Origin of the sequence: uncultured Roseobacter sp. (genome assembly GCF_947495025.1) — a bacterium.
In the GTDB taxonomy this organism is placed as follows: Bacteria; Pseudomonadota; Alphaproteobacteria; order Rhodobacterales; family Rhodobacteraceae; genus Roseobacter.
This window is the reverse complement of record NZ_CANLXG010000001.1, coordinates 1,398,699-1,424,307: the sequence shown is the minus strand read 5'-3', so window position 1 is coordinate 1,424,307 and position 25,609 is coordinate 1,398,699. Positions and strand designations below refer to the sequence as shown.

The following is a 25,609-nucleotide window of genomic DNA, read 5'->3' as shown; positions in this document are numbered from 1 at the left end:
TTCCGGTCGGTATTTTTGAGATGACAAAGGCTGACCCGCGCTTTTGCGCGGATCAGCCCGGTCTCAGGTCAGGCAGATGCCTTGATCAGGCTTTCCACCACCGGCGAGGCTCAACATTCTCTGCCAGAGTATCACCAGGGATCTTGCGCACTTCGTCATAGATGTCCTGATACGTATCAAGGCCACCGGACCAGCCGTTAAGCCGCTCACGCCACTGCTCCCAGAGCTGCGGCTGGTACTCTGGCGAGCACATTTCTTCGGCTTTCTTGATCTCTGCTTCTGACAGGAACGCGTTGCGCACGTTGTTCTGAGCGAAGATTGTATTCGGAAGCTGCGGGTCGGACTGACCAACGGTGTTGATGAGCGCGACTTCGTTGGCTGCCTGGACATGAACCTGTGCCAGATAGGAGGATTCCATCACGGCGTCCTGCAGCTCGCCACCGAGGCTGTCGAACACGGAGGCCGACATGGCCGTGTGCTCGGTGCCGCAGAAGAAGTTCAGGTGAACCGACTGGGACACAACCGGCGACATGTTTGCGTAGGCAACAGCAGACGCCCATGTTTCCGCACCGTCGATGAGACCCTGTTTGAGGCCATCAAGTGTTTCTTCCCATGCAACCGGAACGGGGTTCAGGTTGAGCGCTTCCATTGCGATCCGGCCAAGCTGTGTACCCGTGACACGGTTCTTTGTGCCGGCGAGTTCATCGATCGATGTGACCGTCGGTTTGTCCGCAAAGTTCAGACCCAGCTGGATCCCGCGGAGTTCAGCGTGGCTGAACAGGAACTTCAGGCCGTGACGCTTTTCATAGGGTTCACGCAGCAGTGCCTGAGAGGCCGGCGAGTACAGGAAGTAGTACTGGTCTGCCCGGTTGCGGAACATGTAGGCGTAGTCGAGAACGTTCAGATAAGGTGCGCCCCCGGCGGAGTTCTGAGTGGAAGCCGCATAGATGTCGACGATTCCCTGCTGTGTTTTCTCGACGCAGGATGTCTGACCGCAGATCTGATTGTCGCCGATGAACTCTACGCGAATCTCTCCGTCTGTGCGGCTTTCGAGGTCGCGCGCGAATTCAAGACAACCGGCACGTTCGATCAGAAGGTTGCGGGCGTTGAAGCCTGACGCACCGAATTTCAGTGTATATTTCGGCTCTTTGGCAAAGCGCTTTTCGTAAGTGGATTCAGCAGCTTTGGCGAGATTTGCCACACTCATTGCGCCGCCGAATGTACCGGCTGCCAGAAGCGTGGAACTCATGCCGTAGCGACCCGCAATTTTGAATAAATCGCGGCGTGATATACCATTGATGTTGTTTGATGTTTTCATGCGTTCCTCCCTGAACGTCGATTATTGAGACTTTTCGTCCCAAAAAACACTAGTATGATATTGCGTTTCTGCATAGAGTTTTTTTCATACTACATGGAGGAGACCCTCGTGGAAGCGGATTTTATCGTTGTTGGTGCAGGTTCAGCGGGCTGCGTGCTGGCCAACCGGCTGAGCGCAGACCCGAAGAACAGCGTTATCCTGCTTGAAGCCGGTGGCCGGGATCTGAATCCGTGGATTCACATCCCCGTCGGTTATTTCAAGACAATTCACAACCCGTCAGTGGACTGGTGCTACAAAACCGAACCCGATCCGGGTCTCAACGGCCGATCCATTGAATGGCCGCGCGGCAAGGTTCTGGGTGGCTCATCCTCTCTGAATGGTCTTCTGTATGTCCGCGGGCAGCCGCAGGATTATGACCGGTGGCGCCAGATGGGGAATGCCGGCTGGGGCTGGGATGATGTGCTGCCTCTGTTCAAGCGGGCGGAGAACAATGAACGCGGCGCGGACGATTATCACGGCGATCAGGGGCCGCTGTCAGTTTCAAACATGCGGATCCAGCGTCCCATCACAGACGCCTGGGTCGCTGCAGCGCAGGCCGCTGGCTATAAGTTCAATCCGGACTACAACGGAGCAGATCAGGAAGGCGTTGGTTTCTTCCAGCTGACGGCCCGCAACGGACGCCGTTGCAGTTCGGCCGTTGCCTACCTCAATCCTGCACGTGGCCGCCCGAACCTGAAAATCGTGACACATGCCCAGGTGGACAAAGTCGAAATCAGTGAGGGCCGCGCCACCGGCGTCACCTATACAGACCGGTCCGGCAATCCTGTGACCGTGACGGCGCGACGCGAAATCATTCTGTCTGGCGGGGCGATCAATTCGCCACAGCTTCTGATGCTCTCGGGTATCGGCGAGGGCGCACAGCTTGCGGAACACGGTATCGAAGTAAAGAAAGAACTCGCTGGCGTGGGCAAGAATATGCAGGACCATCTGCAGGCGCGTCTTGTGTATAAGTGCAACGAACCGACGTTGAACGATGAGGTTTCCAGTCTGTATGGACAGGCAAAAATCGGCCTGAAATATCTGATGTTCCGCGCCGGTCCGATGACGATGGCGGCCAGTCTTGCCACCGGATTCCTGAAAACCCGTGACGACCTGGAAACGCCCGATATTCAGTTCCACGTCCAGCCGCTTTCGGCTGAAAACCCGGGCAAAGGTGCCGACAAGTTTTCAGCATTCACAATGTCTGTGTGCCAGTTGCGACCGGAAAGCAAAGGCGAGATCCGGCTGAATTCTGCGCGACCGCGGGAATACCCGAAAATCATTCCCAACTACCTGTCCACGGAAACGGATTGCCGGACGGTTGTTGCCGGCGTGAACATCGCGCGTAAAATCGCGCGACACGCGCCGCTGACCTCGAAGATCTCCGAGGAGTTCCGCCCCCATGCCAGCCTGGATATGGATGACTATGATGCCACGCTGGACTGGGCGCGCAACAACACTGCCTCGATCTACCACCCGACGGGCACTTGTAAAATGGGCTCTGGTGAGGACTCGGTGGTCGACGAACGCCTGCGTGTTCACGGGATAAAGGGTCTGCGTGTTGCGGATTGTTCGATCATGCCGGAAATCGTGTCCGGCAATACCAATGCGCCGGCGATCATGATCGGTGAAAAGGCATCTGATCTGGTGCTCGCTGATAACTGAGGACAGGCGGAACTGTCACAATCGCTTGATAGGCTGGCGATGTGGGGGGGCAGCCGCAGCGTGGATCATTGTATTTCCCGTGATATTTGGTGACAGTTACCTGTGTACGGGCGCGCGCGCCGCGGTCCGGTCCGCTGACATTTTGCGGACATAAAGAAGTTGAAGACATGTCGCCGAAGTTTTTTTCCGCCGCCGGACGCGCGCCGCACCTGGGCAGTTATCCCATGGAAAAATGTGCCCGCGGCAGCCGTCCCGATCTGAAGGCTGTTCCGGTCATGCCGCCGGTCAGCTTTCACAGGCCGCAGGATCCGCAGTCGATTGTAAATGCGATGGCCGACTATCAGGCAACAATGGACGCGCTGCGCGATGGTCTGGTCAACCGCAGCCGGGCGACGATACCGGATGATCCGGGCGAGCGGTCAGACCACCTGAAATCCTTCGGGTACTTTTGCGACGCTTCTGTTGTTGGGATCGGGCCGCTCCCGGCATCTGCGCGTCTGAAAGATCCCTGGCGCAATCCGGATATTGATCGTCTGGCCGGTGAGCTGACGACCCGGCAGACCAAAACACTTGCCTCTGGTATTGACGTGATCCTCGCAGATCTGCGTGACAGTATGCTGGCGCCGGCCACAACAGCAACGGATCACACGACGGTTCTGACATTCCTGTGCGAGTGGCAGCGCGATCCGGCTCCCGGAGAGCCGGGCACCGACTGGCTGCAGAATGCACAGGAACAGCGGGCGGCGATGCGCAGTGCCGAGATTGCGGTGGTTCTGGCCAGCTACATTCGTCTTCTGGGGTGGGACGCCAGGGCCCATACCGCGACCAGCACCGACATTGATCTGAACCAGGCGACCGTTGCGGCCGGTCTCGCTGTGGCGCAGAACGGCATGCTGCTCAACCCTTTCCTCGGCGACCGGTTCGGCGTTGCCTGCGTAAGCACAACCATGCCATTGCGACATGACCGGCCTCTGGCGCCAGCGGCTCTTGAGAACGCCGGCGGTCTGGCATGGCGTTTTGGTGTCGGAACGTCCAGATCCGCGCGAAACCGCGATCCGTTTGCACACCGCGATTTCCGCGACGGGCCACACCCGTTTGAGACGCTCAGACGCCGTGAAGCCCCCACGACCTATATCGATGAAGCGCGTGTCGCGCGTGTGCCAAAACGGGCGGATATGTTTGCCCGCGCCCAGTTCGGCGATATGGGCAAGGCTGTTCAGGACGGCGCGTCGGGGGGCCATTACGCCCGCAAGGCGGCCCCGTCCATGGCGCAGCGCCGGATGCTGGGGGCGCTCACGCTTTTGCAGGACGGCCCGTCCGGTGACGGTGATCGCCCTTCTGACGCGCAGCGCAACGCTGATAATATCAAAGCCGCCTGTTACTTTCTGGGCATTGACGCCACCGGGCTGTCGCGCTGTCCGGAGTGGGCATGGTACAGCCATGACGCCACGGGACAGCCGATCAACCCGCCTCATGATCAGGCGATCAGCATGATCGTTGACCAGGGTTTTGACACCATGGAGGGCGCAAGCGGAGATGACTGGATCAGTGTCGCGCAGTCTATGCGCGCCTACCTGCGGTTCTCGCTTCTGGGGGGCGTTATCGCCCGACAGATCCGCAACCTGGGCTACAAGGCCAAAGCGCATACAGTGATGGACGGTGAGGTGCTGCAGCCACCCTTGCTGTTGCTGTCGGGCCTGGGCGAGGTCAGTCGCATCGGTGAGGTCATTCTGAACCCGTTTCTGGGACCGCGACTGAAATCGGGTGTCGTGACCACAGACATGCCGATGGCGCATGACAGGCCGATAGACTTCGGTTTGCAGCGCTTCTGTGAGAGCTGCAATAAATGTGCCAGGGAATGTCCTTCGGGTGCGATCACGGCCGGGCCCAAACGGATGTTCAACGGCTATGAGATCTGGAAATCCGACAGTCAGAAATGTGCCACTTACCGGATCACCACGGCGGGCGGTTCGATGTGCGGGCGCTGTATGAAGACCTGTCCCTGGAACCTCGAAGGCCTTTTTGCGGAAAAACCGTTCCGCTGGGCGGCAATGAAAATACCCGCGGCAGCTCCGGTGCTGGCGCGGCTGGATGACAGGCTGGGACGGGGCGGGCTGAACCCGGTCAAGAAATGGTGGTGGGACATCGAGCTTGCGGACGACGGCGGATACCACCCGGCGCGCAATCCGGTGAATGCCCGCGAACTGCAGCCTGATCTGAAGCTGCGGTTCGAGGATCAGACACTTGCGGTGTATCCCGCACCACTGGCGCCGCCGCCGGCACCTTATCCGTTCCCGATGGACCGCGAGGCGGGCATCCGCGCCTATCAGGACATGATCTCCGCGGATGACTACCGCGCGCGCCGCGCCGCTGGTGACACCGGACCGTGGGACCACCGTTATACCGCAAACCGCGAAAGCCCTGTGGTCGAGGTTAAACTGGCTGAGGTCCGGGCGCTGACGGACCGCGTGTCGCTTTACGCATTCGAGGCCGCCGACGGAGCGGACCTGCCCGCCTGGACCGCAGGTGCGCATCTCGATATCGTCATCAGCCCGGACAAGCTGCGGCAATATTCGCTCTGTGGCGACCCGGCAGACAGGAAACAGTACGAAATCGCCGTCCTGCGCGAAGAAACGGGCAGGGGCGGATCGGTTCTGCTGCACCGCATTTTCCGGCCCGGACGGCGTGTTTTCGTGGCAAAACCAGCCAATCATTTCCCGCTGGAGCCAGCGGCCACTGCATACATTCTGATGGGGGGAGGGATCGGCGTCACCCCGATGATCGCCATGGCACACGAGCTTGCCGCACGGGGCCAGAAGTTTGAGCTGCACTATTCGGTCAGTGACACAGGCGACGCTGCCTTTGCATCTGATCTCGCAGCAGTGCACTGGGCCGACCGTGTGCATCTGCATGTCTCGGCACAGGGCACCCGCGCTGAACTCGATACGGTTTTTGCCGCTGCCGCACCCGGCACGCACGTCTATACCTGCGGACCAGACAGCTACATGAGCGCCGTTGTGGAAGCCGCACAAAAGGCCGGCGTGCCCGAGGAAGCCTGTCATATCGAGTATTTCACGGTACCCGACACGCCGGAGTACGAAAATCACCCGTTTCACCTGCAGCTGCGCGACGGGCGCGTTCTTGATGTGCCGCCCGAAGCATCTGCAGCGCAGGTTCTGATTGATGCAGGGGTTCCGGTTGATCTCAAATGCGCGGACGGGCTTTGCGGTGTCTGCAGGTGCGGTCTTTTGGGCGGTGATGTCGAACACCGCGATTTTGTCCTCTCAAAGGCACAGCGCGAGCAGAGTATTATCCTGTGCCAGTCCCGTGCTGCCGAAAAAAACGGCACACTTCTGCTCGACCTCTGATCTGTCCACAGGATGCGCCGGTAAACCGTGCCGGATGTGCCGGTTTATCCACAATGATCAGAGAATCGGTGACACGACAAAGAGCGCCCCGGTACCATCGCCGGGGAATCACAGCGGAGCCGGGTCAGCATGGAACAAGAGATCATTTCTGAGAAATATTGCGCGAAAAACATCCTCGACCTTGAGAACGGCGATGTAGCGGCGTTTGTGACCCGGTGCGTAAAGGAACGGTCTCTGAGTTCTATGGTCTGTGAACTGAATGCGGCCCTTTTGTCCGGCACACCGGAAGAGCAGAACAATGCCCGCAAAGCGCTGCAACATATTGGCTTTATCTGATCAGGCCGCGCCCAGCGGCAGACGTGCCAGTTCCTGAAAATGACCGTCTGCGCGTTCGCCGCAGAGTGTAAGCGATGTGATTTCGAATGGTTTCGGCACGCAGCCTGCGAAATGCGTGCTGGCGAGGCTCTGGGTTGCGACACGCGCATCGTTCCCGAGTGGCCCGGTCAGCGTCATATGAAACCGGAAGGCGTCCATAACGTATGGATACCCCCACTTTTTCAGGTTCTCTTCGTGCAAATCTGTCATGCCGGGTTTTCTGCGACGTGCCAGTTCTGCGTCGGTCGGCGGGCGGCGCCAGGCATCGAGACCCCGCACCATTTCTGCGGCAAGGGAAGCAAGCCGCGCTGTATCGCCCTGTGGCGTAAAGGCCAGAAACCGCCCGAGCGCTGAAATCTGCAGACCCTCCAGCGTCACCGGCCGAAGCCCTGCACATAAGGCGCGGGCTTCTTCTTCCAGCGTCTGCGCCGACATACCCTCAGCGAGTGCGAAGGGTGGTTTTACCGTGCCGTGAAAACCGTATTTTCGCGGTTTTTCAGATGCTTCTCCGGCCACCGCGGTCAAAGGTTTTCCGCATGAAACGTCCCAGCCCAGCCAGCGTGCCCCGGCATGGGCAAATGGCCCCGATGGCGGAGTGTAGTATATGGCATATCTGGTCCACATCGTGATCTTGCCCCGGGCTGCAGCGCTGGCGCAGAACCTGCCATCATCCGCGGCGCAGGCCAATGCCCGTTTTTCGCGCCGGTGCCGTCTGTCCGGCAAACCGCCTCTTGCACTTGTCGTGCCAAACAGGCCACATCGGACGGACAATCCAGGAACGGAGATACGTAATGCGTGCGATGCAGGTGACAGAACTCGGACAGCCTCTGAGCATGCAGGACATTCCCGTCCCGGATGCCGGACCGGGGCAGGTCGTTGTCAGAGTGCATACCTGCGGGCTCAACTTCGGTGATCTGCTGATCATCAAGGGGACTTATCAGGAAAGGCCCAAGGTGCCCTTTACACTTGGAATGGAGCTCTGCGGAACGGTGACCGCTGTCGGTGAAGACGTGTCAGGCCTTGCCGTCGGGCAACGGGTCGCCGCCTATTGCGGGTTTGATGCGCTGGCGGATTATGCCGCGATACCGGCCAGCGTCTGCGTGCCGGTGCCGGATGAAATGTCCGATGAACACGCGGCGGCTTTTCTGATAGCCTATGGCACGAGCCACGTGGCGCTTGACTATAAAGCACACCTGAAAAAGGGTGAGCGCCTCCTGGTGCTTGGCGCCTCCGGCGGCGTGGGGCTGACTGCTGTCGAACTTGGCAGGCTTATGGGCGCCGAAGTGATCGCAGTTGCGCGCGGGCCGGAAAAGCTGGCGGTTGCGAAAGCCGCAGGTGCGGATCATCTGATCGATTCCGAAACGGATGATATCCGCGAAATCGTTAAAGGGCTTGGTGGTGCGGATGTGGTGTATGACCCGATTGGCGGCGACCAGTTCAAAGCCGCCCTGCGTGCCTGCCGGCCTGAGGCGCGCCTGATCCCGCTGGGGTTTGCCAGTGGTGAGGTGCCGCAGATCCCTGCAAACCATCTGCTGGTCAAAAACCTTACTGTGATCGGGTTCTACTGGGGTGGTTATACCCGCGTGAACCCCAGAGTGCTGACCGACAGTTTCCGGGTTCTGACGGACTGGTATGTACAGGGGAAAATCCACCCGCACGTCAGCAACGTCCTGCCGCTTGATCAGGCGAACGAAGCGCTCGATCTGCTGCGCACCCGCAAAGCGACCGGCAAAGTGGTTGTTCGCATCGACTGATCCCGTCCCGGGCGATTTAACCGTAGCGAGGTAGCGCAAACCCATGTAGCGTGCCGACGTTCATCAAGGCATTTTGAGGTCGATCATGTCCGAAAATATTCACCCGCAGGCTCCGCATCACCTGCCGCACTGGTTTGCATCCGCAGATGGCGGTGACGGGCTTTTTACGATCATGGTGTTTTTCGTTCTGGGTCTCATTCTGCTGCTCGGCGTTGCCTACTTTACGCTGCACGCGTTGCCGGAACGCATGGCGCACAAAAGCAACTCTGCGCAGCTACAGCTGATTTCCATCCTCTGCATGCTGGCGCTCTTTACGCACAACAACCTCTTCTGGGTCGGGGCTCTGGTGCTCGCGGCTTTCAGGCCGCCGGATCTGGCCGGCCCGCTGAATTCGATGGCGCAGTCGCTGCAGAACCTTGTGAGCAGGGAGCGCTGAGATGCTGGAGCTGATGATCTGCTCGCTGGTCACGATCCTTCCGGACTATCTGCTGCGCCGCCAGTTTCAGGGAAAACGCTGGGGTGATCAGATCAACTTTTTCACGGTGTGGTACGAGTTGCGCTGGGGTATCACGCTCTGCGCAATGCTGACCATCAGTCTGATTACAATCGTCTTTTACTATCACCCGACCACGTCCAGTGTGGCGTCGTTTTTCCGGACGGTGACCATACTTTCTGAGGCCGGCGGCCGGGTCGAGGATGTCTTTGTTGAGAACAACCAGACGGTCGAGGCCGGTGATCCGATTTTCCGGATGGACAGCAGCCGCCAGGAGGCCGCGCGCGAGACGGCCTTGCGCCAGATTGATGAGATCGAAGCGGCTCTGACACTGGCGCAGTCGGACCGGGCTGTGGCGATCGCCACACTGGATCAGGCCCGCGCCAACTATCGTCAGACCTTTGAGGACCTGGAGCGCCGGCGCACGCTGCAGGAGCGCGGGTCGACAGCCGTTTCAGCGCAGGAGGTGCAGAGCCTCGAGAATGAGCTGGATGCGCGACAGGGCGCTCTGGATGCTGCCGAGGCAGGTGTTGCAGCGGTGGATGCAAACATCACTGTCCTGCTGCCCGCGCAGCGCGCTGTGGCCGAGGCCGCACTGGAGCAGGCGGAAGTCGAGATCGCCAAGCTGACCATTTACGCCGGTACCGCCGGGCGCATCGAACAGTTTACCCTGCGACGCGGCGATATCGTCAGCCCGGTCCTGCGTCCGGCCGGTATTCTTGTGCCTCAGGGTGCGGGCGAAGGACGGTTCCAAGCCGGATTCCCGCAGATTTCCGCACAGGTGATCAAACCGGGTGGCGTGGCCGAAATCATGTGCGTATCCAAGCCCTTTACGGTTATTCCCATGGTTATAACAGATGTTCAGGACGTCATCGCCGCAGGCCAGATCCGACCCTCGGACAGGCTGGCTGATGCACAGTTTCAGGGCGCGCCGGGAACCATCACGGCCTTTATGGAACCCATTTATGCCGGGCAGACAGATGATATCCCACCGGGCAGCCGCTGTGTTGCAACCGCCTATACCAACAACCATGACAGGCTGGATGATCCGGAACTGGGACTGGGCAGCTGGATATTCATGCACGTCGTGGATACGGTTGGTGTCGTGCATGCTGCGGGGCTGCGCATTCAGTCTATTCTGTTGCCGCTTCAGACACTGGTATTTACCGGACACTGACCGGGGCTGTCTGACCACAGACCGTGGGCGGCGAGTTCGTGCGAAGTTGCAGAAGTCAGCTTTTCAGACCCCTGACGCCCGGCCCGGCATGATGTCGCTTGTGCGATATCACGTCTGCTACTACAGGGGCCTGTATCGCCCGTGCAGCTGAGACAGCACGCACGGTCTGGCCCGGCTGCCGGGAATGATGGACGGTACTGCAGACAACGGCATTCTATCGGGCGCTGAATGCCGGTCAGAATGGGTCAGGTAACCCGGCGGCTCAGCAACAGAAAACCCATAGTCACAGAAACAACAATGATGGCGATGACTGCTTCTTCGGACGGGCGGTGTGCACCAGAGCCACTGAACGCATAAACCCAGGCGTAGTAGATGCCGGCAGCAGCCAGGGACACACCAAAGGCCTGTTGTGCACCGGCTGAGCCGGAAAAGAGAAAAACAGAACCCGCAACCCCTGCGCCGGATGCGAGGGCAAATGCCAGCCAGATCAGAAGAGGCGTGGCGTCAATAGCGGCGCTGTGAGCCGCTGTGATGACGCCGGACTGAGCCGCAGCTGTGGTGTCCATTGAAAACCCAAGCCAGAACTGGACAAGGCCAAACGTGTACCAGATGATCCCGACAGCCGCGATGATCCTGACCCATCCGGATCCCGCATATGTCGAAGTCCGTGTCGCTGAAATATCCATTTTTGTCCCTTTCTCTGCTTATATGTCGTGGCGCGCAATCTAGCGAAGTGGCCAGTTAGCGATGTTCTGCTCTTTCTTCGCCAGCAACCCGAAAACCGGTGACAGCAAACCGACCATCCGTCCGGTAAAGGCCGGGCGGCCGGTTTCGCAGAGGGCTTTCAGGTTCGTGCCGATAAAGCCCTGCGCAGACACCATTTCCTTAAACAGCTTCCCACCTTCGATTGCGTTTTCAATGGTCAGCGAAAACTCTGTGCCTCCGTCTTTTTCGACGAGCTCATAGGTTACTTTGCAGGGCGGTTCGTCGATGTTGGTCATCTGAAAAGTGTGCGCGTAAAGGTGTGGCGGATCAAAAGCGATGACTTCGCCAACAACCATCGCGATTTTCCTGTTGGGATGAACCATCCGGTACCGCGCACCGGGCTTCAGGCCATCGGTTGTCTGACAGACTGAGCCAAAGAAAAATGGCAGCGCCCTGTCTGTTGCAACAAGGGTGGACCAGACTGTTTCGACAGGCGCTTTGATAAAGGTACGGTTGATATTGGCTTTGGCATACACAGGTTCAGTCATCGTCGTCTCTCTCTTCCAGTTTACGAGCCGCTGCCTCAGCAGCATGTCTGATGATGTTGACGCGATCAGCCCAGTGTGCCGAAAAGGTGTCTGTCCAGCGCTCATGAATGTCCTGGATCGGCATGGCGTTCAGGTAGAGCCTGCGCGACCGCCCGTCCTTTTCGCTGATCACAAGCCCTGCTTTCTCCAGAACAGCCAGATGGTTCATCACAGCGATCCGGCTGACGTCAAAATGGCTTGCCAGCCTGCCGACAGACAGGCCGGGATCATCCCGCAGGTGGTCCAGCATGGCCCGACGGGTCGCATGTGCCAGAGCCTGAAAGATCGCATCCATATCATCATTAGTAATCATGTAATTACATTATTACATAAAAACTGTCTGTCAAGTCGTCTCGGGCCCGGTCAGAAGGCAAGGACCCAAAGCGGGCCTGTTCTGCGTGGCCCGGAGGTGCGGTTTTCTGATGAGAACGTGGGGCTCAGCGACGTCTGACAGGTGCGCGCGAGATGACACGAGCTTTTTGCTTTTCACGCAGAAAAACAAAAAGCCCCGAGCCCAGAATGAGCGCTATGCCTGCCCAGACTTCCCAGACCGGGAGGTCGCCGAAGACGACCCAGCCCCAGAACACCGCCATGGGCAGCCCCACGTATTCAAAAGGCGCAACAGTGGCAGCATCGGCGATGCGGTAGGCCTGGCTGAGGCAGTAGCCGATCACAGCCGCATTGGCACCCATACCCAGCAGCCACACCCAGTCGGACGAAGTGGGCCAGACCCAGGCACGCAGCAGAAACTGCATCGAGGGGTCTGTGGCATTTTCCGCAAAGCGCCCGTCACCGGCGACAAGGAAAAAGGCCACAGAGACCACAATAAACGCGAGCTGCACATAGACTGAAAGAGCAGAAGCCTTGCTTTCGACACCCAGCTTGCGGGTCATCAGCTGGTTCAGTGCATAGGTCAGTGCGGCGAGCACCGGGAGCAGCAGTACAAGGCGCGAGGCCTGCAGCTGGTCGGCGTCCGCCCAGGGGCGCTGCATGATGATCACGCCGGCAAATCCCACGATCACTGCGGTCATACGCACAGGCCCGACTTTTTCGCCCAGGATCGGAATCGACAGCACCGTGATCATCAGCGGCGCGGCAAAGAACAGCGCCGTGGCGTCCGCAAGCGGGATCGCAGCCAGAGCGGCAAAAAAACTCATGTTGGCTACAACGATCAGCAAACCGCGGATGGCGTGCAGGACAGGCCGGCGGGTTTTCAGGATCTGCCAGCCGCCTTCCATGCGGATCAGGAAAAGCGTCAGGATCAGCCCGACAAAAGACCGGATGAACACGATTTCGTGCAGCGGATAGCCGCCCGAGAGTTGCTTGATGAGCATGTCGTTGAAGGAGATAGCGGCTACGCCGCCCAGCACAAAGGCGATGGCCAGAGCGGCATTATTTGTGGGAGTCTGCGACATGATCCAACGGTTATCAGGCCTGCACGGTCTGTCGAGCCAGAAAGCGACATGGATCGAAAACCGATTGGCGCGTCGCTCTGCTTTGTGTCAGTCTTGGCGGGACATGGAAACAGCAGGGAGAGACCGACATGAAGATGTCCGACACACGCCAGATCGCCGCTACGCCCGACGAGGTTTATGCTGCGCTGCTGTCTCCTGAGGTGCTGAAGGCCTGTGTGCCCGGAGCGCAGGAAGTAACCGGCTCCCCCGAAGACGGGTTTGAGGCGACAGTTGTACAGAAAGTCGGGCCGGTCAAAGCGACGTTCAAAGGGGCTGTGACGCTGTCGGATATGGTGCCGGGCCAGTCTCTCACCATCACCGGTGAGGGCAAGGGCGGTGCGGCTGGTTTCGCCAAAGGCGGTGCGGCTGTCAGTATGGCACCCAGCGACGGCGGTACGGCGCTGAGCTATGACGTTGAAGCCAAAGTGGGTGGAAAACTCGCACAGCTCGGCAGCCGGATCATCGACGGATTTGCCAGAAAAATGGCCGATCAGTTCTTTTCCAATCTGCAGGAAACGCTTGAAGGACCGGCTGATCCGGCGGAACCAGGCGAGGAAGCACCCGAAGCGCAAAAGAAAAGCTGGCTTAAACGGGTGACCGGAAAAGCCTGATACGTGCGTACCTGCGGGTTTGCGCACAAAACCTGACAGAGATGTGCGTCAGCGCGCTGTTGTTCCTTTTGGTTTCACCCTAGGACGGATAAACCGCAGGGAGGCGGGCCTATGTCAGCGATTCTGAATATCACCGACCTGCGAAAATCCTACGCTGATGGTTTTGAAGCGCTCAAAGGCGTGAACCTGGAGATCAAGAAGGGCGAGATTGTTGCTCTGCTGGGTCCCAACGGTGCCGGTAAGACGACGCTGATCTCGACCGTTTGCGGGATCACAACAGCGACATCCGGCGATGTGCAGGTCGGGGGGCACTGCATACAGCGCGAGTACCGTGCCGCGCGCAGTATGATCGGCCTGGTGCCGCAGGAGATAAATCTGGAGCCTTTCGAGAAGGTGATCAACACCGTCCGCTTCTCACGCGGGCTGTTCGGCCGGCCGAAGGATGACGCGATCATTGAACGTATTCTCAGACAGCTGTCGCTCTGGGACAAACGCAACAATCAGATACGCGAACTGTCAGGCGGTATGAAACGCAGGGTACTGATCGCCAAGGCGCTCAGCCATGAGCCGCAGTTGCTGTTTCTGGACGAACCCACGGCAGGCGTCGACGTAGAGCTGCGCAAGGACATGTGGGAGGTCGTGGCCGGGCTGAAAGCCTCGGGCGTGACGATTGTGCTGACGACGCATTATATCGAAGAGGCTGAGGCGATTGCAGATCGCGTGGGCGTGATCGCGCGGGGCGAGATGTTGCTGATCGAGGACAAGGATGCGCTGATGGCGCGTATGGGGCAGAAGCAGCTGGACGTGCAGCTGTCGCAGCCACTGGACAGCATTCCCGAGGCGCTGGCGGGCTACGACCTGGTGCTGGGTGAGGATAAACATACGCTGACGTACAGCTATGACACACGTGCCGAGCGCACAGGGATTACCAAGCTTCTGCAGGATGTGAGTAAATCCGGGCTGGTGCTGCGGGACGTGGTGACCCGGCAGAGCAGTCTGGAGGACATTTTTGTTGATCTTGTGCACGCAGACGACGGGGAGGATGCGGCATGAACCTGACAGCGATCCGCGCGATCTTTATGTTTGAAATGGCGCGGTTTTTCCGCACCCTGGCGCAGAGCCTGATCTCGCCGGTCCTTTCGACGTCGCTTTACTTTGTGGTTTTCGGTGCCGCCATCGGCAGCCGTATCCAGGAGGTTGAGGGGGTCAGCTATGGCGCGTTCATCGTGCCGGGGCTGATCATGCTGTCGGTGATCACCCAGGCGATTTCCAACGCGTCGTTTGGCATCTATTTCCCAAAATTCATCGGCACGGTCTATGAGCTGCTCTCGGCACCCGTGAGTTTTCTGGAGATCGTCGCCGGATACGTAGGTGCCGCAGCGGCCAAGGCACTGATCATCGGGGTGATCATCCTGGGCACCTCGTTTTTCTTTGTCGATGTGCAGATCGCGCATCCCCTCGCGATGCTGGTTTTTCTTGTGCTCACCTGTATCAGCTTTGCGTTGCTGGGATTCATCATTGGCATCTGGGCGGGCAGTTTCGAACAGTTGCAGCTTGTGCCGCTGCTGATCGTTACCCCGCTGGTGTTCCTGGGCGGGGCATTCTATTCGATCTCTATGCTGCCGCCGGTCTGGCAGACGATTTCTATGTTCAATCCGGTTGTTTATCTGATTTCCGGGTTTCGCTGGGCCTTCTTTGAGACATCCGACGTGCCGATCGGCATATCACTCTTTGCGATTGCCGGCTTTACGGCACTTTGCCTTGCCGCAATCTGGTGGATATTCAGAACCGGCTGGCGCATCCGGCAATAAAGACGCAGGCTGCAAACTCTTGTGCCGGTCTGCCTTGTTTGAGAGGGTGGTGCATTCTACATGGGGTCACATGAAACGCTGGATACCCTTCATGAAATCCGACCCCGTGGTCGCTGTTGTCCGCCTCTCTGGCGTGATCAGTGCGTCCGGACGGGGCACACTGAACGACGCCACTCTCGCCCCGGTGATCGAAAAGGCCTTTTCACGCGGCAAACCAGCCGCCGTGGCGCTTCAGATCAACTCGCCTGGTGGCAGCCCTGTTCAGTCTTCTCTGATCGGCGCGCGAATCCGGCGTTTGGCATCTGAAAAAGAAGTGCCTGTTATCGCCTTTGTCGAGGACGTGGCGGCGTCAGGTGGTTACTGGCTGGCCGCGGCCGCAGACGAAATTTATGCAGATGACAGTTCAGTAGTTGGTTCAATCGGCGTCATTTCAGCCTCTTTCGGCGCCCATGAACTGCTGGCCCGGCAGGGGATCGAGCGGCGCGTCTATACCGCAGGGAAGTCAAAATCCATGCTGGACCCGTTCCGGCCGGAAAATCCCGAGGACGTCGAGCGCCTGAAGGGGTTGCTCGAAGACATACATACGAATTTCAAAGATCACGTGGCAGCGCGACGCAAAGGCAAGCTGCCCGAGGACCGTGACCTTTTCACCGGAGAAGTCTGGCTGGCGCGCAGGGCGCAGGAACTGGGTCTGATTGACGGTATCGGCCATCTGAAGCCGATGATGCAGGACCGTTTCGGCGAAAAGGTCAGGTTCCGCGCCTATGGCATCAAAAAGCCCCTGCTGGCGCGCTTTGGTGCGCAGCTGATTGACGACACACTGCAGTCCGTCGAAGAGCGCAGCGCATTCGCGCAGTACGGGCTGTAACCGGATGATCTTCAAGATTGTCACCCTCTTCCTGGTCGTCATGGGTGTCCTGGCGATGTTCGGCAAGATGCACTGGCTGGGTGGAAAACGGCTGGCACAGGCCAAATGCGGTGCCTGTGGCCGGTACCGGATCGGGCGGGGGCCCTGCAGCTGTGGCGCGGGAGGGCGTTCGTGAGCGAACTGATGCCATGGCTGCTCTCCGGCCTCGGTCTGCTGATCCTGCTGCTGGCCGGCGATGCGCTGGTAAAGGGTGCTGTGAACCTCAGCCTGCGGCTTGGGGTACCCGCGCTCATCGTATCACTTACAATTGTGGCTTTCGGAACATCTGCGCCCGAGCTTCTGATCTCCATTCAGGCCGTGCTGGAAGGTGCACCGGGCCTGGCGCTGGGCAACGTTGTCGGCTCAAACACCGCCAACATCCTGCTGGTGCTGGGGGTGCCCGCGATCCTCGCGGCGATGCACACGTCGGAATGCAACACCCGGAAAACCTACAACTTCATGATCGTCGCCTCGCTGCTCTTTATCGGGCTGGCGTACCGGGGCGTTTTTGACTGGATCGCGGGCATTATTCTGCTGGTTGCAGTGGCCTTTGTGCTGGGAGACGCCTTTCGCGATGCGCATCAGCACAGGCAGGCCTGCAAGGGCGATGACGACGAGGAGCCCGAAGGCGCCGATCCGGATATGCCCGGATGGCGTATTGCCGTCTTTCTGGTGCTGGGTCTTATCGGTCTGCCACTTGGGGCTGATCTGCTTGTCGATAATGCCACAATCATCGCGCGGCAGTATGGCGTGTCCGATACGGTTATCGGTCTGACGCTCGTGGCGATCGGTACATCTCTGCCCGAACTGGCAACGACCACTATGGCTGCGTTGCGCCGTCAGGCAGATGTGGCGCTGGGGAATGTCATCGGCTCGAATATGTTCAACCTGCTGGCCATCATCGGCATTGCGAGTCTGGTCGGCCCGATCCCGGTTGATCCGGAGTTTTTGCGGTTCGATCTCTGGGTGATGCTGGGTGCATCCCTGCTGCTGGCGGTTTTTGTCTACGGCAAGGTCAATATTACGCGGGGGTGGGGTATTCTGCTCGCCGCCCTATATGCCGGTTACATGTTGTTGCTGCTCAGCTGAACAAAAGACGGGAGAGGATGCTATGGCCAATGCACTTGTTACCGGTGCAGGGCACCGTATAGGCCGCGAGATTGCCCTGTATCTGGCATCACGCGGGTACGCGGTGGCAGTCCACTATGCCTCGTCCAGCGCCGGAGCTGATGAAACTGTGAAACTGATCTCACAGTCCGGCGGCCGGGCAATCGCACTCCAGGCAGATATGCTGGACGACCATCAGACTGAGGCATTGTTTGATGCCGCCACTGAGGCGCTTGGCGGGCCTGTCACCTGTCTGATCAACAACGCCTCGATCTTTGAGTACGACACGATTGGTTCGGCCACGCGCGTGTCCTGGGACAAGCACATGCAGAGCAATCTGCGTGCGCCGTTTATCCTGACGCAGAAGATGGCAGCTCAGGGTCTGGAACCCCTGCGCGATGCCCGGGGCGAGCCTGTGGCAGCAGGTGTTATCGTGAACATGATTGATCAGCGCGTGCGGAAACTGACACCTGAGTTTTCGACCTACACGCTGGCTAAGGCCGCACTGTGGGCGTTCACACAAACCAGTGCCCAGGCGCTGGCACCGGCCATTCGGGTGAACGGTATCGGCCCGGGACCAACACTGCGCGGAGGCCGCCAGACAGACGCGGAATTCGCCAGCCAGCGCGCCGCAACCACGTTGCAGCGGGGGTCAGATCCAGAGGATATAACAGCTGCAGTCGGCTACCTGCTCGATGCCAGAGCGGTCACCGGTCAGCTCATTTGTGTGGATGGCGGTCAGCACCTCGGCTGGGAGACGCCGGACGTCCTGGGCGTGGAATAAATGCGTGACGCACGGGAAGTTTTGCACCGGAGGTGAAGTTGTTACAAAATCGTTACCAAAATGCCTTTGTTTTCAAAACCTTGGCCGGTGTACAAGAAAAAAACGTTTGATAACAATGGGTTAAAATGCTGCCTATTTTTTGTGCAAATCGAAGAAATGCCCATAATCCAACAACATTTTCCGAGTGGCGGGAAGTTATCTGCAGAGTTGTCCACAGGAACCGTGGAAAGGTTCTCTCTTGCGGCTGGCTTCGCTACAGTGCAGCGCCGGGGAAGAATCACTCGAAGTTGACATGACAGATTCGCTTGACACTCAGCCGCAGGATGTGCCGACCGGCCATGAGATCATCCAGGGGTATATGCGCACGCTGGACACATCGCCTGGCGTCTACCGTATGCTGGATGCCGAAAGCCGTGTTCTATATGTCGGCAAGGCCCGAAATCTGCGGGCTCGTGTTTCCAGCTATGCGCGCCCCGGTGGGCATTCAGGTCGTATCGCGCGGATGATTTCGATGACCGCATCGATGATGTTTCTGACCACGCGGACAGAAACCGAAGCGCTGCTGCTGGAGCAGAACCTGATCAAGCAGCTTAAGCCCAAATTCAACGTACTGCTGCGCGACGACAAAAGCTTTCCCAATATTCTGGTGACTGCGGATCATAACTATCCCCAGATCAAAAAGCACCGGGGCGCAAAAAAAGAGAAGGGGAACTACTACGGACCTTTTGCCTCGGCGGGCGCGGTGAACCGGACCCTCAACCAGCTGCAGCGTGTGTTCCTTTTGCGCAACTGTTCAAACTCGGAGTTTGAGGGCCGGACGCGCCCCTGCCTGCAGTATCAGATCAAGCGCTGTTCGGCCCCTTGCGTGGGCCGCATCACGCCTGAGGACTATTGTCAGACGGTGCGCGATGCCGAAAAGTTCCTGACTGGCAAAACGACCGATATCCAGGCGCGGCTGGCCGCAGAGATGAATGTTGCGTCTGAGGAGATGGAGTTCGAGCGGGCCGCCGCGCTGCGGGACAGGATCAAGGCGCTGACCCAGGTCCAGACAGCCCAGGGTATCAACCCGCAGAGCGTGTCGGAGGCGGATATCGTGGCGCTGCACATGGACAGCGGACAGGCCTGTGTGCAGGTATTTTTCATCCGCGCGAACCAGAACTGGGGCAACCGCGACTATTACCCGCGCGTTGGTGCGGATGTGGATGCAGCAGAGGTGCTGGAGGCGTTTCTTGGCCAGTTTTATGACACCCGTGAACCACCGCGCCAGGTGATCCTGTCCAACGGGATCGAGAATCCTGACCTGATGGCCGAAGCCCTGTCTGGCAAACTGGGGCGCCGGGTTGAGCTGGTCGTGCCCAGGCGTGGCGAAAAGGCTGAACTGATTGATGGTGCACTGCGTAATGCGCGCGAGTCGCTGGCGCGCAGGATGGCAGAGAGCGCCACGCAGGCCCGCCTGATGAAGGGACTGGCAGAGGCCTTTGAACTGCCCGCACCACCGGAACGGATCGAAGTCTACGATAACTCGCATATTCAGGGGGCCTTTGCAGTAGGCGCGATGGTTGTCGCAGGGCCTGAAGGGTTCATGAAAAACCAGTACCGCAAGTTCAACATCCGCGGCGAGGAGCTCACACCCGGCGACGATTTCGGCATGATGAAAGAAGTTCTGTCGCGCCGGTTCAGGCGGCTCAAGAAAGAGGATCCCGAACGCCGCGAAGGCCACTGGCCGGATCTGTTGCTGATCGATGGGGGCGCAGGACAGGTGAGCGCTGTGCGTGAGATCATGCGCGAATATGGTGTCGAGGATATCCCTATGGTCGGTGTGGCCAAAGGGCTGGACCGCGACGCGGGCAAGGAAGAGTTCTACCGGACTGGCCGTCAGCCTTTTGCGCTGCGCCACAACGACCCTGTGCTTTATTTCATCCAGCGGATGCGCGACGAAGCACACCGTTTTGCCATCGGTACACACCGGGCAAAGCGCGCGAAAGCTGTTGGTGCAACGCCGCTGGATGACGTGCCGGGCGTCGGTGCGGCGCGCAAACGTGCACTTCTGGCGCACTTTGGCTCGGCCAAGGCCGTGTCGCGGGCGAACCTGAGCGATCTGAAAGCTGTGGACGGTGTTTCCGAGGCGCTGGCGGAAAAGATCTATGACTATTTTCATGAACGCGGGTGAGGCCGCGCCGGTGGCACCGCGCGTTATATCCCGTCTACGGCAGGTCCGCCCGCTTCAGGGATATTTCAGCTCGGGAGACGCCCTGTGCCGGTTGCCGCTTTCGCCCGCAATTCTGGCGTTGTAGGGTCGCTCCATGACACTGACCCTGCCCAATGTGCTGACGATCATCCGGCTGGTGGCCGCGCCGATGGTTGCTGTGATGTTTCTGTACTTTACCCGGCCCTATGCCGACTGGTTCGCTCTGGTGCTGTTTGTGCTGGCGGCGGTCACAGACTGGATCGACGGATATCTGGCACGGGCCTGGAAACAGGAAACAAGACTGGGCGCAATGCTCGATCCGATTGCCGACAAGGCGATGGTGGTCATCGCGCTGATGGTGATCATTGGTTTTTCGAGCTGGTCGCCATGGCTTGTACTGCCGGCAACCGTGATCCTGTTCCGCGAGGTTTTTGTGTCCGGTCTGCGTGAATTTTTGGGAGATACGGCCGGAACGCTCAGGGTTACAAAACTCGCAAAGTGGAAGACGACCTGCCAGATGGTTGCCATCGCAGTGTTGTTTTCCCAGGGAGTTTTCGAGCACTATCTGGGCATGTCGGCCTGGGGTATGGACCAGCAGATGGTAGCGGATATTTTTGAAGGCCGCGTTGAGGACCTGCAGGGGCTGCGCTGGAAGCATGCGGCCATGGAATGGGCCGGGATTATCGGCCTGATCCTGTTGTGGATCGCCGCGGTGCTGACGTTTGTGACAGGTATGGATTACCTGAAAAAGGCAATGCCTTATCTGAAGGATGAACCATAGTGGACGTTTTGTATTTCGCCTGGGTCCGGGAACGGATCGGACTGCCCCGCGAGACGGTTGAGACCAGCGCAGCCACGGTAGCCGAGCTGGTAGAAGAGCTGCGTGCGCGCGAGGAGCGGTATGCCGCGGCCTTTGCCGATATCTCAGCGCTGCGTGTCGCGATCAATCAGGAACTGACGGACTTTGATGCCTCTCTGGACGGCGCGCGCGAGGTCGCGTTCTTTCCGCCGATGACCGGGGGCTGATCCATGCGTGTCGATGTGCGTGAGGCTGTATTTGATCCCGGAGCCGAGCTGACGGCATTCTCGGCTGGCCGGACGGATATGGGGGCGGTGGTGACATTTACCGGTGTGGTGCGGGACACCGGTGACAACCAGTTGCAGGTCATGGAAATCGAGCACTATCCGGGCATGACCGAAAGCGCGCTGACCGATATTGCGCGGACGGCTGTTGAACGCTGGTCGCTCGGGGATGTGCTGATCATTCACCGGCATGGCAGGCTGGTGCCCGGAGAGGTTATCATGATGGTGGCAACCGCGTCGCGGCACCGCAAAGACGCTTTTGAGGCCGCTGAGTTTCTTATGGATTACCTGAAGTCGCGCGCGCCCTTCTGGAAGCGCGAGATCACCGCCGCGGGCACGTCCTGGGTCGAGGCCCGCGACGATGATGAGGCGGCACTGGACCGCTGGCGCGGCTGACTTGACGTGGATCATACCGGAGACGGTGCGCCCGCAATACACTGTGGGCATACTGATCAAAGGGAGATCTGACGATGTTTACGAGAATAGTTGTAGGACTTGACGGCTCTGAACAGGCGGATCGCGCGCTGGACGTGGCCTGTGACCTTGCTGACAAATACGGGTCTGAAATCCACCTGGTGCACACGCCAATGGCCGAAACAGTCGCCTTCGCACTGGGAGCCGTTGCAGGCTATCACGTGGCAACCACGATGCCCTCGCCGGAAAAGGTCAGGGAAGCTGCTGAAAAAGTACTGGGGGATGCACAGCAGAAGATGGGAGGGCAGCCGCTAAGTGCGGATCAGCTGCATATCGGAGATACAGAGCCCGCAGATGATCTGGTGGCCTGTGCCAGGACCTGTGGTGCGGATCTGATCGTGACCGGGAGAAGAGGTCTCGGCAGTGTCTCGGGTGCCCTGCTTGGGAGCACTTCTCAGAAAATCAGCCATGATGCCACCTGTGCACATCTGACCGTGGCCTGACCGAAACAAACCAGCGGGCGGCTCAGCCCGCCTGCTGTGACTTTAGATGCGCGCGCATCTCTTCGGCTTCGTGGCGTGCGTCCCGCAGACCGTCCATGGCGGCGCGCAGTTCTGCCTCGGTCTGGGCGAGCTGATTGGTCAGCTCTGCCTCGCGTTGCTGCAGGTAGGTGATGGCCTGGTCGCGGGTTTCCTCGGCCTCGTGCAGTTCCTGGCTCATCCGGTCCAGCTGGGCCACATCATCCGCCGCCACCCGCGAGAACCTGTGCACCAGCCAGTTGGCAAACCACCCCAGACAAAAGGCAACAAATAAAATGATGGCTGTTGCCACCACAAACTCAGTCCTGCTCATCGCCCTGTTCCTCAGTGCCCGTCCCGGACCCTGTATCCCTGTTTTCCGCGATGCTTTCCAGCGTTGATTCACCCTGCGGGATGCTGGGTTCAGGCTGGATCAGGCGAAATTCTATGCGACGGTTGGCTTCGCGGCCCTCCTCGGTGCCGTTATCGGCGACCGGCGTCGCCTCGCCATAGCCCCTGGCAAGGAAGGAACCGGTCAGGACGCGGCGTGCGCGCAGTTCGTTCAGCACTGATTCTGCGCGGGCCTGGCTGAGGGCGAGGTTCATTTCCTCGCGGCCCTGGCTGTCTGTATGCCCCTGAACCTCAAGGCGCAGGTCACCGCACTCCTGCAATACGCCCGCAATTTCGTCCATGATGGACAGCGCGCTGGCGTCAATGGTGGCTGATCCGGGTTCAAAATTGATTTTACTGGCCGCGACGATCTCACCGATACGCGCCTCGCATTCCTCAGGCGTCGGCAGGCTCGCCACCGGGTCGAGTTCTTCCAGGTAACGCACGTCGATATCAAAAGCAGCGTTCTGACCCAGCTTGCTGACCATCAGCCGCGCAATCGTATCGCTGGCATCCGGATCTCCGGAGGCGCCGGACAGTTGCACGCTGTCTGCCGAAACGATGACCGCGCCGTTGTTCAGAAAGCCGAGCGCTTCGATGCCGGTCAGGACCCGTGCGGGCCAGTCACCGGGCAGACCAGGCACAATCCGCGCGGCTGTATAGACGTTTTCAGAGCCAAACCGCGCGCGGGCAAAGCTGTCAGCGACCTCGCGCATTTTCTCATCTGTGATCCGCCCGCGCAGCTGTACCTGGCCCTCCGGGCTGAGTGTCGCGACAAATTCGCTGGGGCCGGTATCGGGATCGCTGGGTGTCGGGAGAACTGCATTGAGCGCAAAAACATCGGGCAGAGCATTCTCAAGTTCGCCTACGACCTGTTCGAACAGATCGAAATCGGTGCCTTCGGCTGCTGCCAGTGTCACATCGGCATTCGAGAACGTCACCGTGCCGCCCCCGATGCGGGCCAGTGCGTCGATCGCTGTCGTAACGGCTTTGGCCCAGGCCGGGCTGGGTACGCCCATTCCGACGGTGCACCGGCCGGGGCCGGAAAGACCGGCTTCGAAGGCGGCATTTAGAATACTGGTGCGCGATGCTTCCGTATCGGCAGAGCAGGTGTCAAACCGGGCGCCTTCAGCATCCATCACAAAGCGCAGGGCAAAGGGCGTGATAACCGGGCGGGGGGCAGTGATGTTCAGCGAAACACGCAGCGCCGGCGGTGCTGCGTGCGTCAGACGGGCTTCTTTGTCGGCCTTGTCCTCCGCGCTGTCGGCGATTGCGGTTATTTCTACGCGGCCGGCATCAACAGAGACCTTGGCGCGCGGCAGCATTTCCATCGCCGTGATCGCATAGGCAAGGGCGTCTTCCCAGCCGGACGGGGCCGGATAGTCAGCGGTTTCCAGCAGGTCAGTGACCGGCAGGTCGATCATCGCCGTCAGGCCTTCGATCAGCGCCTCACGGTCAGTCGTTTCGGGGATCAGCCCGATAACCGACAGGCCCGCGGTATTGCGCAGCACTTCGGCGGAAAAGCGCGGGGGTTCTATCGCTGCTACGGCCGCGACGTCCATTTCGTCGATGACCCGGGCTGCATCCACGACCGATCCCGTCAGGCTGAGCGCGCGAAAGCGCAGGGCCTCGTTGGGGGCCGTTCCGGCGAGGACCACCTGCAGGCCATTTGCCTCGACCTCGGCCCAGGTCAGCGCATTGAGATCCAGCACCTCACGCACGCCGATCTCCGAGCTTTCCTCGACCAGTTTCACAGAAGAATTGGCAGCTACCAGAGAAAGGGCTGCTGCGACCACAAAAGCCGCGGTAATCAGAGGAAGACGGGTGTTACGCATGTGTCCAGCTGGCTGATCCGGTTCTGCCTGTTTGATACGCCCCGCCGCAGCAGGTTTCAATCACACCAGCAGCGCTGCCACAAAAAAGACCAGCGGGATCATGCCGGTATCCCGGTTGGCGCGAAAGAGCCTGATAAGCTTCGCGTTATCCTCGATATCGAGGCCTCTGAGTTGCCAGGCCATGTGCCAGCCCATGGCCCAGGGCCCTGCCAGCGCGAGGACAAGCGCCAGAATATTGCCGCCTGGCTGGACGGCGAAGATTACCGCAAGCCCCATAAGGCCAACGGTGGCCATCAGAAATCGGCGCAACCAGGCCGCGGTGCGGTCGCCAAAAAGACGAGCCGTGGATTTGATGCCGATCAGGGCGTCATCCTCGGTATCCTGGTGGGCATAGATGGTGTCATAAAACAGCGTCCAGGCAATACCGGAGAGATACAGAAGCACGGCCGGTGCGCCCAGCTGGCCGCTGTGCGCAGTCCAGGCCAGCAGAGCACCCCAGTTGAAGGCGAGGCCCAGAAAGACCTGCGGCCACCAAGTGAAGCGTTTGGCAAAGGGGTAAACGGCGACCGGCAGCAACGCGAGGATACCGAGCGCGATGGCGGCAAGGTTGAACGTCAGCAGGATGCAAAAGGCGAGCAGTGCCTGTGCACACATCCAGATCACCGCACCACGGACGCTGACCTGGCCTGCAGGTATCGGACGGGATCTCGTGCGTTCAACCGCACCGTCAAAATCGCGGTCTGTGATGTCGTTCCAGGTGCAGCCCGCACCGCGCATCAGCCAGGCACCCATCGCGCAGCCCACCGCGATCCAAAGATCATGAAGCGCGGCCTGACCGCTGTAGAGCATGGACAGGGCCAGACCCCACCAGCAGGGCAGCAGCAACAGCCAGGTTCCGATAGGGCGGTCCGCGCGGCTGAGCCTGAGGTAGGGGCGGGTGGCCAGAGGGGCCCATGTGTCGACCCAGTTGTCTTTGACCGCGTCTGCAACGGCACCATCTGGTGCGGGCGTGCGCTCTTGCATATG

General features: G+C 59.5%; 28 protein-coding genes. 18 read left to right on the top strand and 10 right to left on the bottom strand.

Translation table 11 applies throughout. The features are described 5' to 3' along the window. Positions 1-85: 85 nt before the first annotated feature. Positions 86-1,318 (bottom strand): TRAP transporter substrate-binding protein, encoded by a 1,233-nt coding sequence (locus Q0792_RS06825; RefSeq protein ID WP_298837896.1) that lies wholly within the window; start codon positions 1,316-1,318, stop codon positions 86-88. Between the two features lie 93 nt (positions 1,319-1,411). On the opposite strand from Q0792_RS06825, the gene Q0792_RS06820 reads away from it, so the two are divergent. From Q0792_RS06820 to Q0792_RS06810, 3 genes are all read left to right on the top strand, one after another. Beyond that, positions 1,412-3,022 (top strand): GMC family oxidoreductase, encoded by a 1,611-nt coding sequence (locus Q0792_RS06820; RefSeq protein ID WP_298838664.1) that lies wholly within the window; start codon positions 1,412-1,414, stop codon positions 3,020-3,022. A gap of 167 nt (positions 3,023-3,189) precedes the next feature. Then, a complete protein-coding gene (locus tag Q0792_RS06815; protein WP_298837893.1) occupies positions 3,190-6,390 on the top strand; it encodes a 4Fe-4S double cluster binding domain-containing protein in 3,201 nt (1,066 codons plus the stop codon). A gap of 129 nt (positions 6,391-6,519) precedes the next feature. Next, positions 6,520-6,726 carry a hypothetical protein gene (locus Q0792_RS06810; protein WP_298837891.1) on the top strand — a complete coding sequence of 69 codons (207 nt, stop codon included), beginning with the start codon at positions 6,520-6,522 and terminating at the stop codon, positions 6,724-6,726. On the opposite strand, the gene Q0792_RS06805 is transcribed toward Q0792_RS06810, so the two are convergent. After that, positions 6,727-7,488: a DUF1045 domain-containing protein gene (locus Q0792_RS06805; RefSeq protein ID WP_298837889.1), complete on the bottom strand. Its 762-nt coding sequence runs from the start codon at positions 7,486-7,488 to the stop codon at positions 6,727-6,729. Between the two features lie 68 nt (positions 7,489-7,556). On the opposite strand from Q0792_RS06805, the gene Q0792_RS06800 reads away from it, so the two are divergent. From Q0792_RS06800 to Q0792_RS06790, 3 genes are all read left to right on the top strand, one after another. Then, positions 7,557-8,519 carry an NADPH:quinone oxidoreductase family protein gene (locus Q0792_RS06800; protein WP_298837886.1) on the top strand — a complete coding sequence of 321 codons (963 nt, stop codon included), beginning with the start codon at positions 7,557-7,559 and terminating at the stop codon, positions 8,517-8,519. 85 nt (positions 8,520-8,604) lie between these two features. After that, a complete protein-coding gene (locus Q0792_RS06795) occupies positions 8,605-8,955 on the top strand; it encodes a hypothetical protein (protein ID WP_298837884.1) in 351 nt (116 codons plus the stop codon). 1 nt (position 8,956) lies between these two features. After that, complete coding sequence (locus Q0792_RS06790; protein WP_298837881.1) at positions 8,957-10,189, top strand: HlyD family secretion protein; 1,233 nt, start codon at positions 8,957-8,959, stop codon at positions 10,187-10,189. A gap of 245 nt (positions 10,190-10,434) precedes the next feature. Here the strand turns inward: Q0792_RS06790 and Q0792_RS06785 are convergent, their stop codons facing one another. From Q0792_RS06785 to Q0792_RS06770, 5 genes are all read right to left on the bottom strand, one after another. Further along, positions 10,435-10,755 carry a hypothetical protein gene (locus Q0792_RS06785; protein WP_367276761.1) on the bottom strand — a complete coding sequence of 107 codons (321 nt, stop codon included), beginning with the start codon at positions 10,753-10,755 and terminating at the stop codon, positions 10,435-10,437. Continuing rightward, complete coding sequence (locus tag Q0792_RS20125) at positions 10,677-10,913, bottom strand: DUF4224 domain-containing protein (protein WP_367276760.1); 237 nt, start codon at positions 10,911-10,913, stop codon at positions 10,677-10,679. The genes Q0792_RS06785 and Q0792_RS20125 overlap by 79 nt, the downstream gene beginning before the upstream one ends. A 1-nt stretch (position 10,914) precedes the next feature. Then, on the bottom strand, positions 10,915-11,442 hold the full coding sequence (locus Q0792_RS06780) for an SRPBCC domain-containing protein (protein ID WP_298837874.1): 528 nt from the start codon (positions 11,440-11,442) through the stop codon (positions 10,915-10,917). After that, positions 11,435-11,794: a helix-turn-helix transcriptional regulator gene (locus tag Q0792_RS06775; RefSeq protein ID WP_298837871.1), complete on the bottom strand. Its 360-nt coding sequence runs from the start codon at positions 11,792-11,794 to the stop codon at positions 11,435-11,437. Before Q0792_RS06775 ends, Q0792_RS06780 begins: the two co-directional genes overlap by 8 nt. Before the next feature lie 124 nt (positions 11,795-11,918). Then, positions 11,919-12,896: a DMT family transporter gene (locus Q0792_RS06770; RefSeq protein ID WP_298837869.1), complete on the bottom strand. Its 978-nt coding sequence runs from the start codon at positions 12,894-12,896 to the stop codon at positions 11,919-11,921. Between the two features lie 128 nt (positions 12,897-13,024). On the opposite strand from Q0792_RS06770, the gene Q0792_RS06765 reads away from it, so the two are divergent. The 12 genes from Q0792_RS06765 to Q0792_RS06710 all read left to right on the top strand — a co-directional run bounded on the left by Q0792_RS06765 (position 13,025) and on the right by Q0792_RS06710 (position 22,343). Beyond that, positions 13,025-13,546 carry a CoxG family protein gene (locus tag Q0792_RS06765; RefSeq protein WP_298837867.1) on the top strand — a complete coding sequence of 174 codons (522 nt, stop codon included), beginning with the start codon at positions 13,025-13,027 and terminating at the stop codon, positions 13,544-13,546. Positions 13,547-13,657: 111 nt separating this feature from the next. After that, positions 13,658-14,599: an ABC transporter ATP-binding protein gene (locus tag Q0792_RS06760; protein WP_298837864.1), complete on the top strand. Its 942-nt coding sequence runs from the start codon at positions 13,658-13,660 to the stop codon at positions 14,597-14,599. After that, positions 14,596-15,357, top strand: a complete 762-nt coding sequence (locus Q0792_RS06755) for an ABC transporter permease (RefSeq protein WP_298837861.1) — start codon at positions 14,596-14,598, stop codon at positions 15,355-15,357. Before Q0792_RS06760 ends, Q0792_RS06755 begins: the two co-directional genes overlap by 4 nt. 70 nt (positions 15,358-15,427) lie before the next feature. Continuing rightward, the gene (locus Q0792_RS06750; protein ID WP_298837858.1) at positions 15,428-16,225 is read left to right on the top strand and encodes a S49 family peptidase; all 798 of its coding nucleotides are present in this window, start codon (positions 15,428-15,430) and stop codon (positions 16,223-16,225) included. 4 nt (positions 16,226-16,229) lie between these two features. Beyond that, a complete protein-coding gene (locus Q0792_RS06745; RefSeq protein WP_298837853.1) occupies positions 16,230-16,400 on the top strand; it encodes a hypothetical protein in 171 nt (56 codons plus the stop codon). Between the two features lie 5 nt (positions 16,401-16,405). After that, entirely contained in the window at positions 16,406-17,353 is a 948-nt protein-coding gene (locus Q0792_RS06740) for a calcium/sodium antiporter (protein WP_298838660.1), read from the top strand. Beyond that, complete coding sequence (locus Q0792_RS06735; RefSeq protein ID WP_298837851.1) at positions 17,322-18,155, top strand: SDR family oxidoreductase; 834 nt, start codon at positions 17,322-17,324, stop codon at positions 18,153-18,155. The genes Q0792_RS06740 and Q0792_RS06735 overlap by 32 nt, the downstream gene beginning before the upstream one ends. 292 nt (positions 18,156-18,447) lie before the next feature. Further along, positions 18,448-20,325, top strand: coding sequence for an excinuclease ABC subunit UvrC (uvrC, locus tag Q0792_RS06730; RefSeq protein ID WP_298837849.1), 1,878 nt, complete (start codon positions 18,448-18,450; stop codon positions 20,323-20,325). A gap of 133 nt (positions 20,326-20,458) precedes the next feature. Then, positions 20,459-21,124 carry a CDP-diacylglycerol--glycerol-3-phosphate 3-phosphatidyltransferase gene (gene pgsA / locus Q0792_RS06725; RefSeq protein ID WP_298837846.1) on the top strand — a complete coding sequence of 222 codons (666 nt, stop codon included), beginning with the start codon at positions 20,459-20,461 and terminating at the stop codon, positions 21,122-21,124. After that, on the top strand, positions 21,121-21,369 hold the full coding sequence (gene moaD, locus Q0792_RS06720) for a molybdopterin converting factor subunit 1 (protein WP_298838657.1): 249 nt from the start codon (positions 21,121-21,123) through the stop codon (positions 21,367-21,369). Before pgsA ends, moaD begins: the two co-directional genes overlap by 4 nt. A gap of 3 nt (positions 21,370-21,372) precedes the next feature. Next, positions 21,373-21,822, top strand: a complete 450-nt coding sequence (locus Q0792_RS06715) for a molybdenum cofactor biosynthesis protein MoaE (RefSeq protein WP_298837842.1) — start codon at positions 21,373-21,375, stop codon at positions 21,820-21,822. Between the two features lie 74 nt (positions 21,823-21,896). Then, on the top strand, positions 21,897-22,343 hold the full coding sequence (locus Q0792_RS06710; protein WP_298837837.1) for a universal stress protein: 447 nt from the start codon (positions 21,897-21,899) through the stop codon (positions 22,341-22,343). Positions 22,344-22,365: 22 nt separating this feature from the next. Here Q0792_RS06710 and Q0792_RS06705 read toward each other — a convergent pair whose 3' ends face one another. The 3 genes from Q0792_RS06705 to ubiA are packed head-to-tail and all read right to left on the bottom strand — an operon-like array spanning position 22,366 to position 25,606. Then, positions 22,366-22,692 (bottom strand): hypothetical protein, encoded by a 327-nt coding sequence (locus Q0792_RS06705; RefSeq protein ID WP_298837834.1) that lies wholly within the window; start codon positions 22,690-22,692, stop codon positions 22,366-22,368. After that, complete coding sequence (locus Q0792_RS06700; RefSeq protein WP_298837832.1) at positions 22,679-24,583, bottom strand: OmpA family protein; 1,905 nt, start codon at positions 24,581-24,583, stop codon at positions 22,679-22,681. The genes Q0792_RS06705 and Q0792_RS06700 overlap by 14 nt, the downstream gene beginning before the upstream one ends. 60 nt (positions 24,584-24,643) lie before the next feature. Next, positions 24,644-25,606 (bottom strand): 4-hydroxybenzoate octaprenyltransferase, encoded by a 963-nt coding sequence (gene ubiA / locus Q0792_RS06695; protein ID WP_298837829.1) that lies wholly within the window; start codon positions 25,604-25,606, stop codon positions 24,644-24,646. Positions 25,607-25,609 lie beyond the last annotated feature (3 nt).

Bases quoted from the DNA above. Each gene is read 5' to 3' on its own strand.
- Q0792_RS06775 (WP_298837871.1), bottom strand. From the start codon at position 11,794: ATGATTACTAATGATGATATGGATGCGATCTTTCAGGCTCTGGCACAT.
- ubiA (WP_298837829.1), bottom strand. From the start codon at position 25,606: ATGCAAGAGCGCACGCCCGCACCAGATGGTGCCGTTGCAGACGCGGTC.
- Q0792_RS06780 (WP_298837874.1), bottom strand. From the start codon at position 11,442: ATGACTGAACCTGTGTATGCCAAAGCCAATATCAACCGTACCTTTATC.
- pgsA (WP_298837846.1), top strand. From the start codon at position 20,459: ATGACACTGACCCTGCCCAATGTGCTGACGATCATCCGGCTGGTGGCC.
- Q0792_RS06790 (WP_298837881.1), top strand. From the start codon at position 8,957: ATGCTGGAGCTGATGATCTGCTCGCTGGTCACGATCCTTCCGGACTAT.
- Q0792_RS06785 (WP_367276761.1), bottom strand. From the start codon at position 10,755: ATGGACACCACAGCTGCGGCTCAGTCCGGCGTCATCACAGCGGCTCAC.
- Q0792_RS06800 (WP_298837886.1), top strand. From the start codon at position 7,557: ATGCGTGCGATGCAGGTGACAGAACTCGGACAGCCTCTGAGCATGCAG.
- Q0792_RS06760 (WP_298837864.1), top strand. From the start codon at position 13,658: ATGTCAGCGATTCTGAATATCACCGACCTGCGAAAATCCTACGCTGAT.
- Q0792_RS06745 (WP_298837853.1), top strand. From the start codon at position 16,230: ATGATCTTCAAGATTGTCACCCTCTTCCTGGTCGTCATGGGTGTCCTG.
- Q0792_RS06735 (WP_298837851.1), top strand. From the start codon at position 17,322: ATGCCGGTTACATGTTGTTGCTGCTCAGCTGAACAAAAGACGGGAGAG.
- Q0792_RS06795 (WP_298837884.1), top strand. From the start codon at position 8,605: ATGTCCGAAAATATTCACCCGCAGGCTCCGCATCACCTGCCGCACTGG.
- Q0792_RS06715 (WP_298837842.1), top strand. From the start codon at position 21,373: ATGCGTGTCGATGTGCGTGAGGCTGTATTTGATCCCGGAGCCGAGCTG.
- Q0792_RS06700 (WP_298837832.1), bottom strand. From the start codon at position 24,583: ATGCGTAACACCCGTCTTCCTCTGATTACCGCGGCTTTTGTGGTCGCA.
- Q0792_RS06770 (WP_298837869.1), bottom strand. From the start codon at position 12,896: ATGTCGCAGACTCCCACAAATAATGCCGCTCTGGCCATCGCCTTTGTG.
- Q0792_RS06755 (WP_298837861.1), top strand. From the start codon at position 14,596: ATGAACCTGACAGCGATCCGCGCGATCTTTATGTTTGAAATGGCGCGG.
- Q0792_RS06825 (WP_298837896.1), bottom strand. From the start codon at position 1,318: ATGAAAACATCAAACAACATCAATGGTATATCACGCCGCGATTTATTC.
- Q0792_RS06810 (WP_298837891.1), top strand. From the start codon at position 6,520: ATGGAACAAGAGATCATTTCTGAGAAATATTGCGCGAAAAACATCCTC.
- Q0792_RS06705 (WP_298837834.1), bottom strand. From the start codon at position 22,692: ATGAGCAGGACTGAGTTTGTGGTGGCAACAGCCATCATTTTATTTGTT.
- uvrC (WP_298837849.1), top strand. From the start codon at position 18,448: ATGACAGATTCGCTTGACACTCAGCCGCAGGATGTGCCGACCGGCCAT.
- Q0792_RS06815 (WP_298837893.1), top strand. From the start codon at position 3,190: ATGTCGCCGAAGTTTTTTTCCGCCGCCGGACGCGCGCCGCACCTGGGC.
- Q0792_RS06750 (WP_298837858.1), top strand. From the start codon at position 15,428: ATGAAACGCTGGATACCCTTCATGAAATCCGACCCCGTGGTCGCTGTT.
- Q0792_RS06710 (WP_298837837.1), top strand. From the start codon at position 21,897: ATGTTTACGAGAATAGTTGTAGGACTTGACGGCTCTGAACAGGCGGAT.
- Q0792_RS06765 (WP_298837867.1), top strand. From the start codon at position 13,025: ATGAAGATGTCCGACACACGCCAGATCGCCGCTACGCCCGACGAGGTT.
- Q0792_RS06820 (WP_298838664.1), top strand. From the start codon at position 1,412: ATGGAGGAGACCCTCGTGGAAGCGGATTTTATCGTTGTTGGTGCAGGT.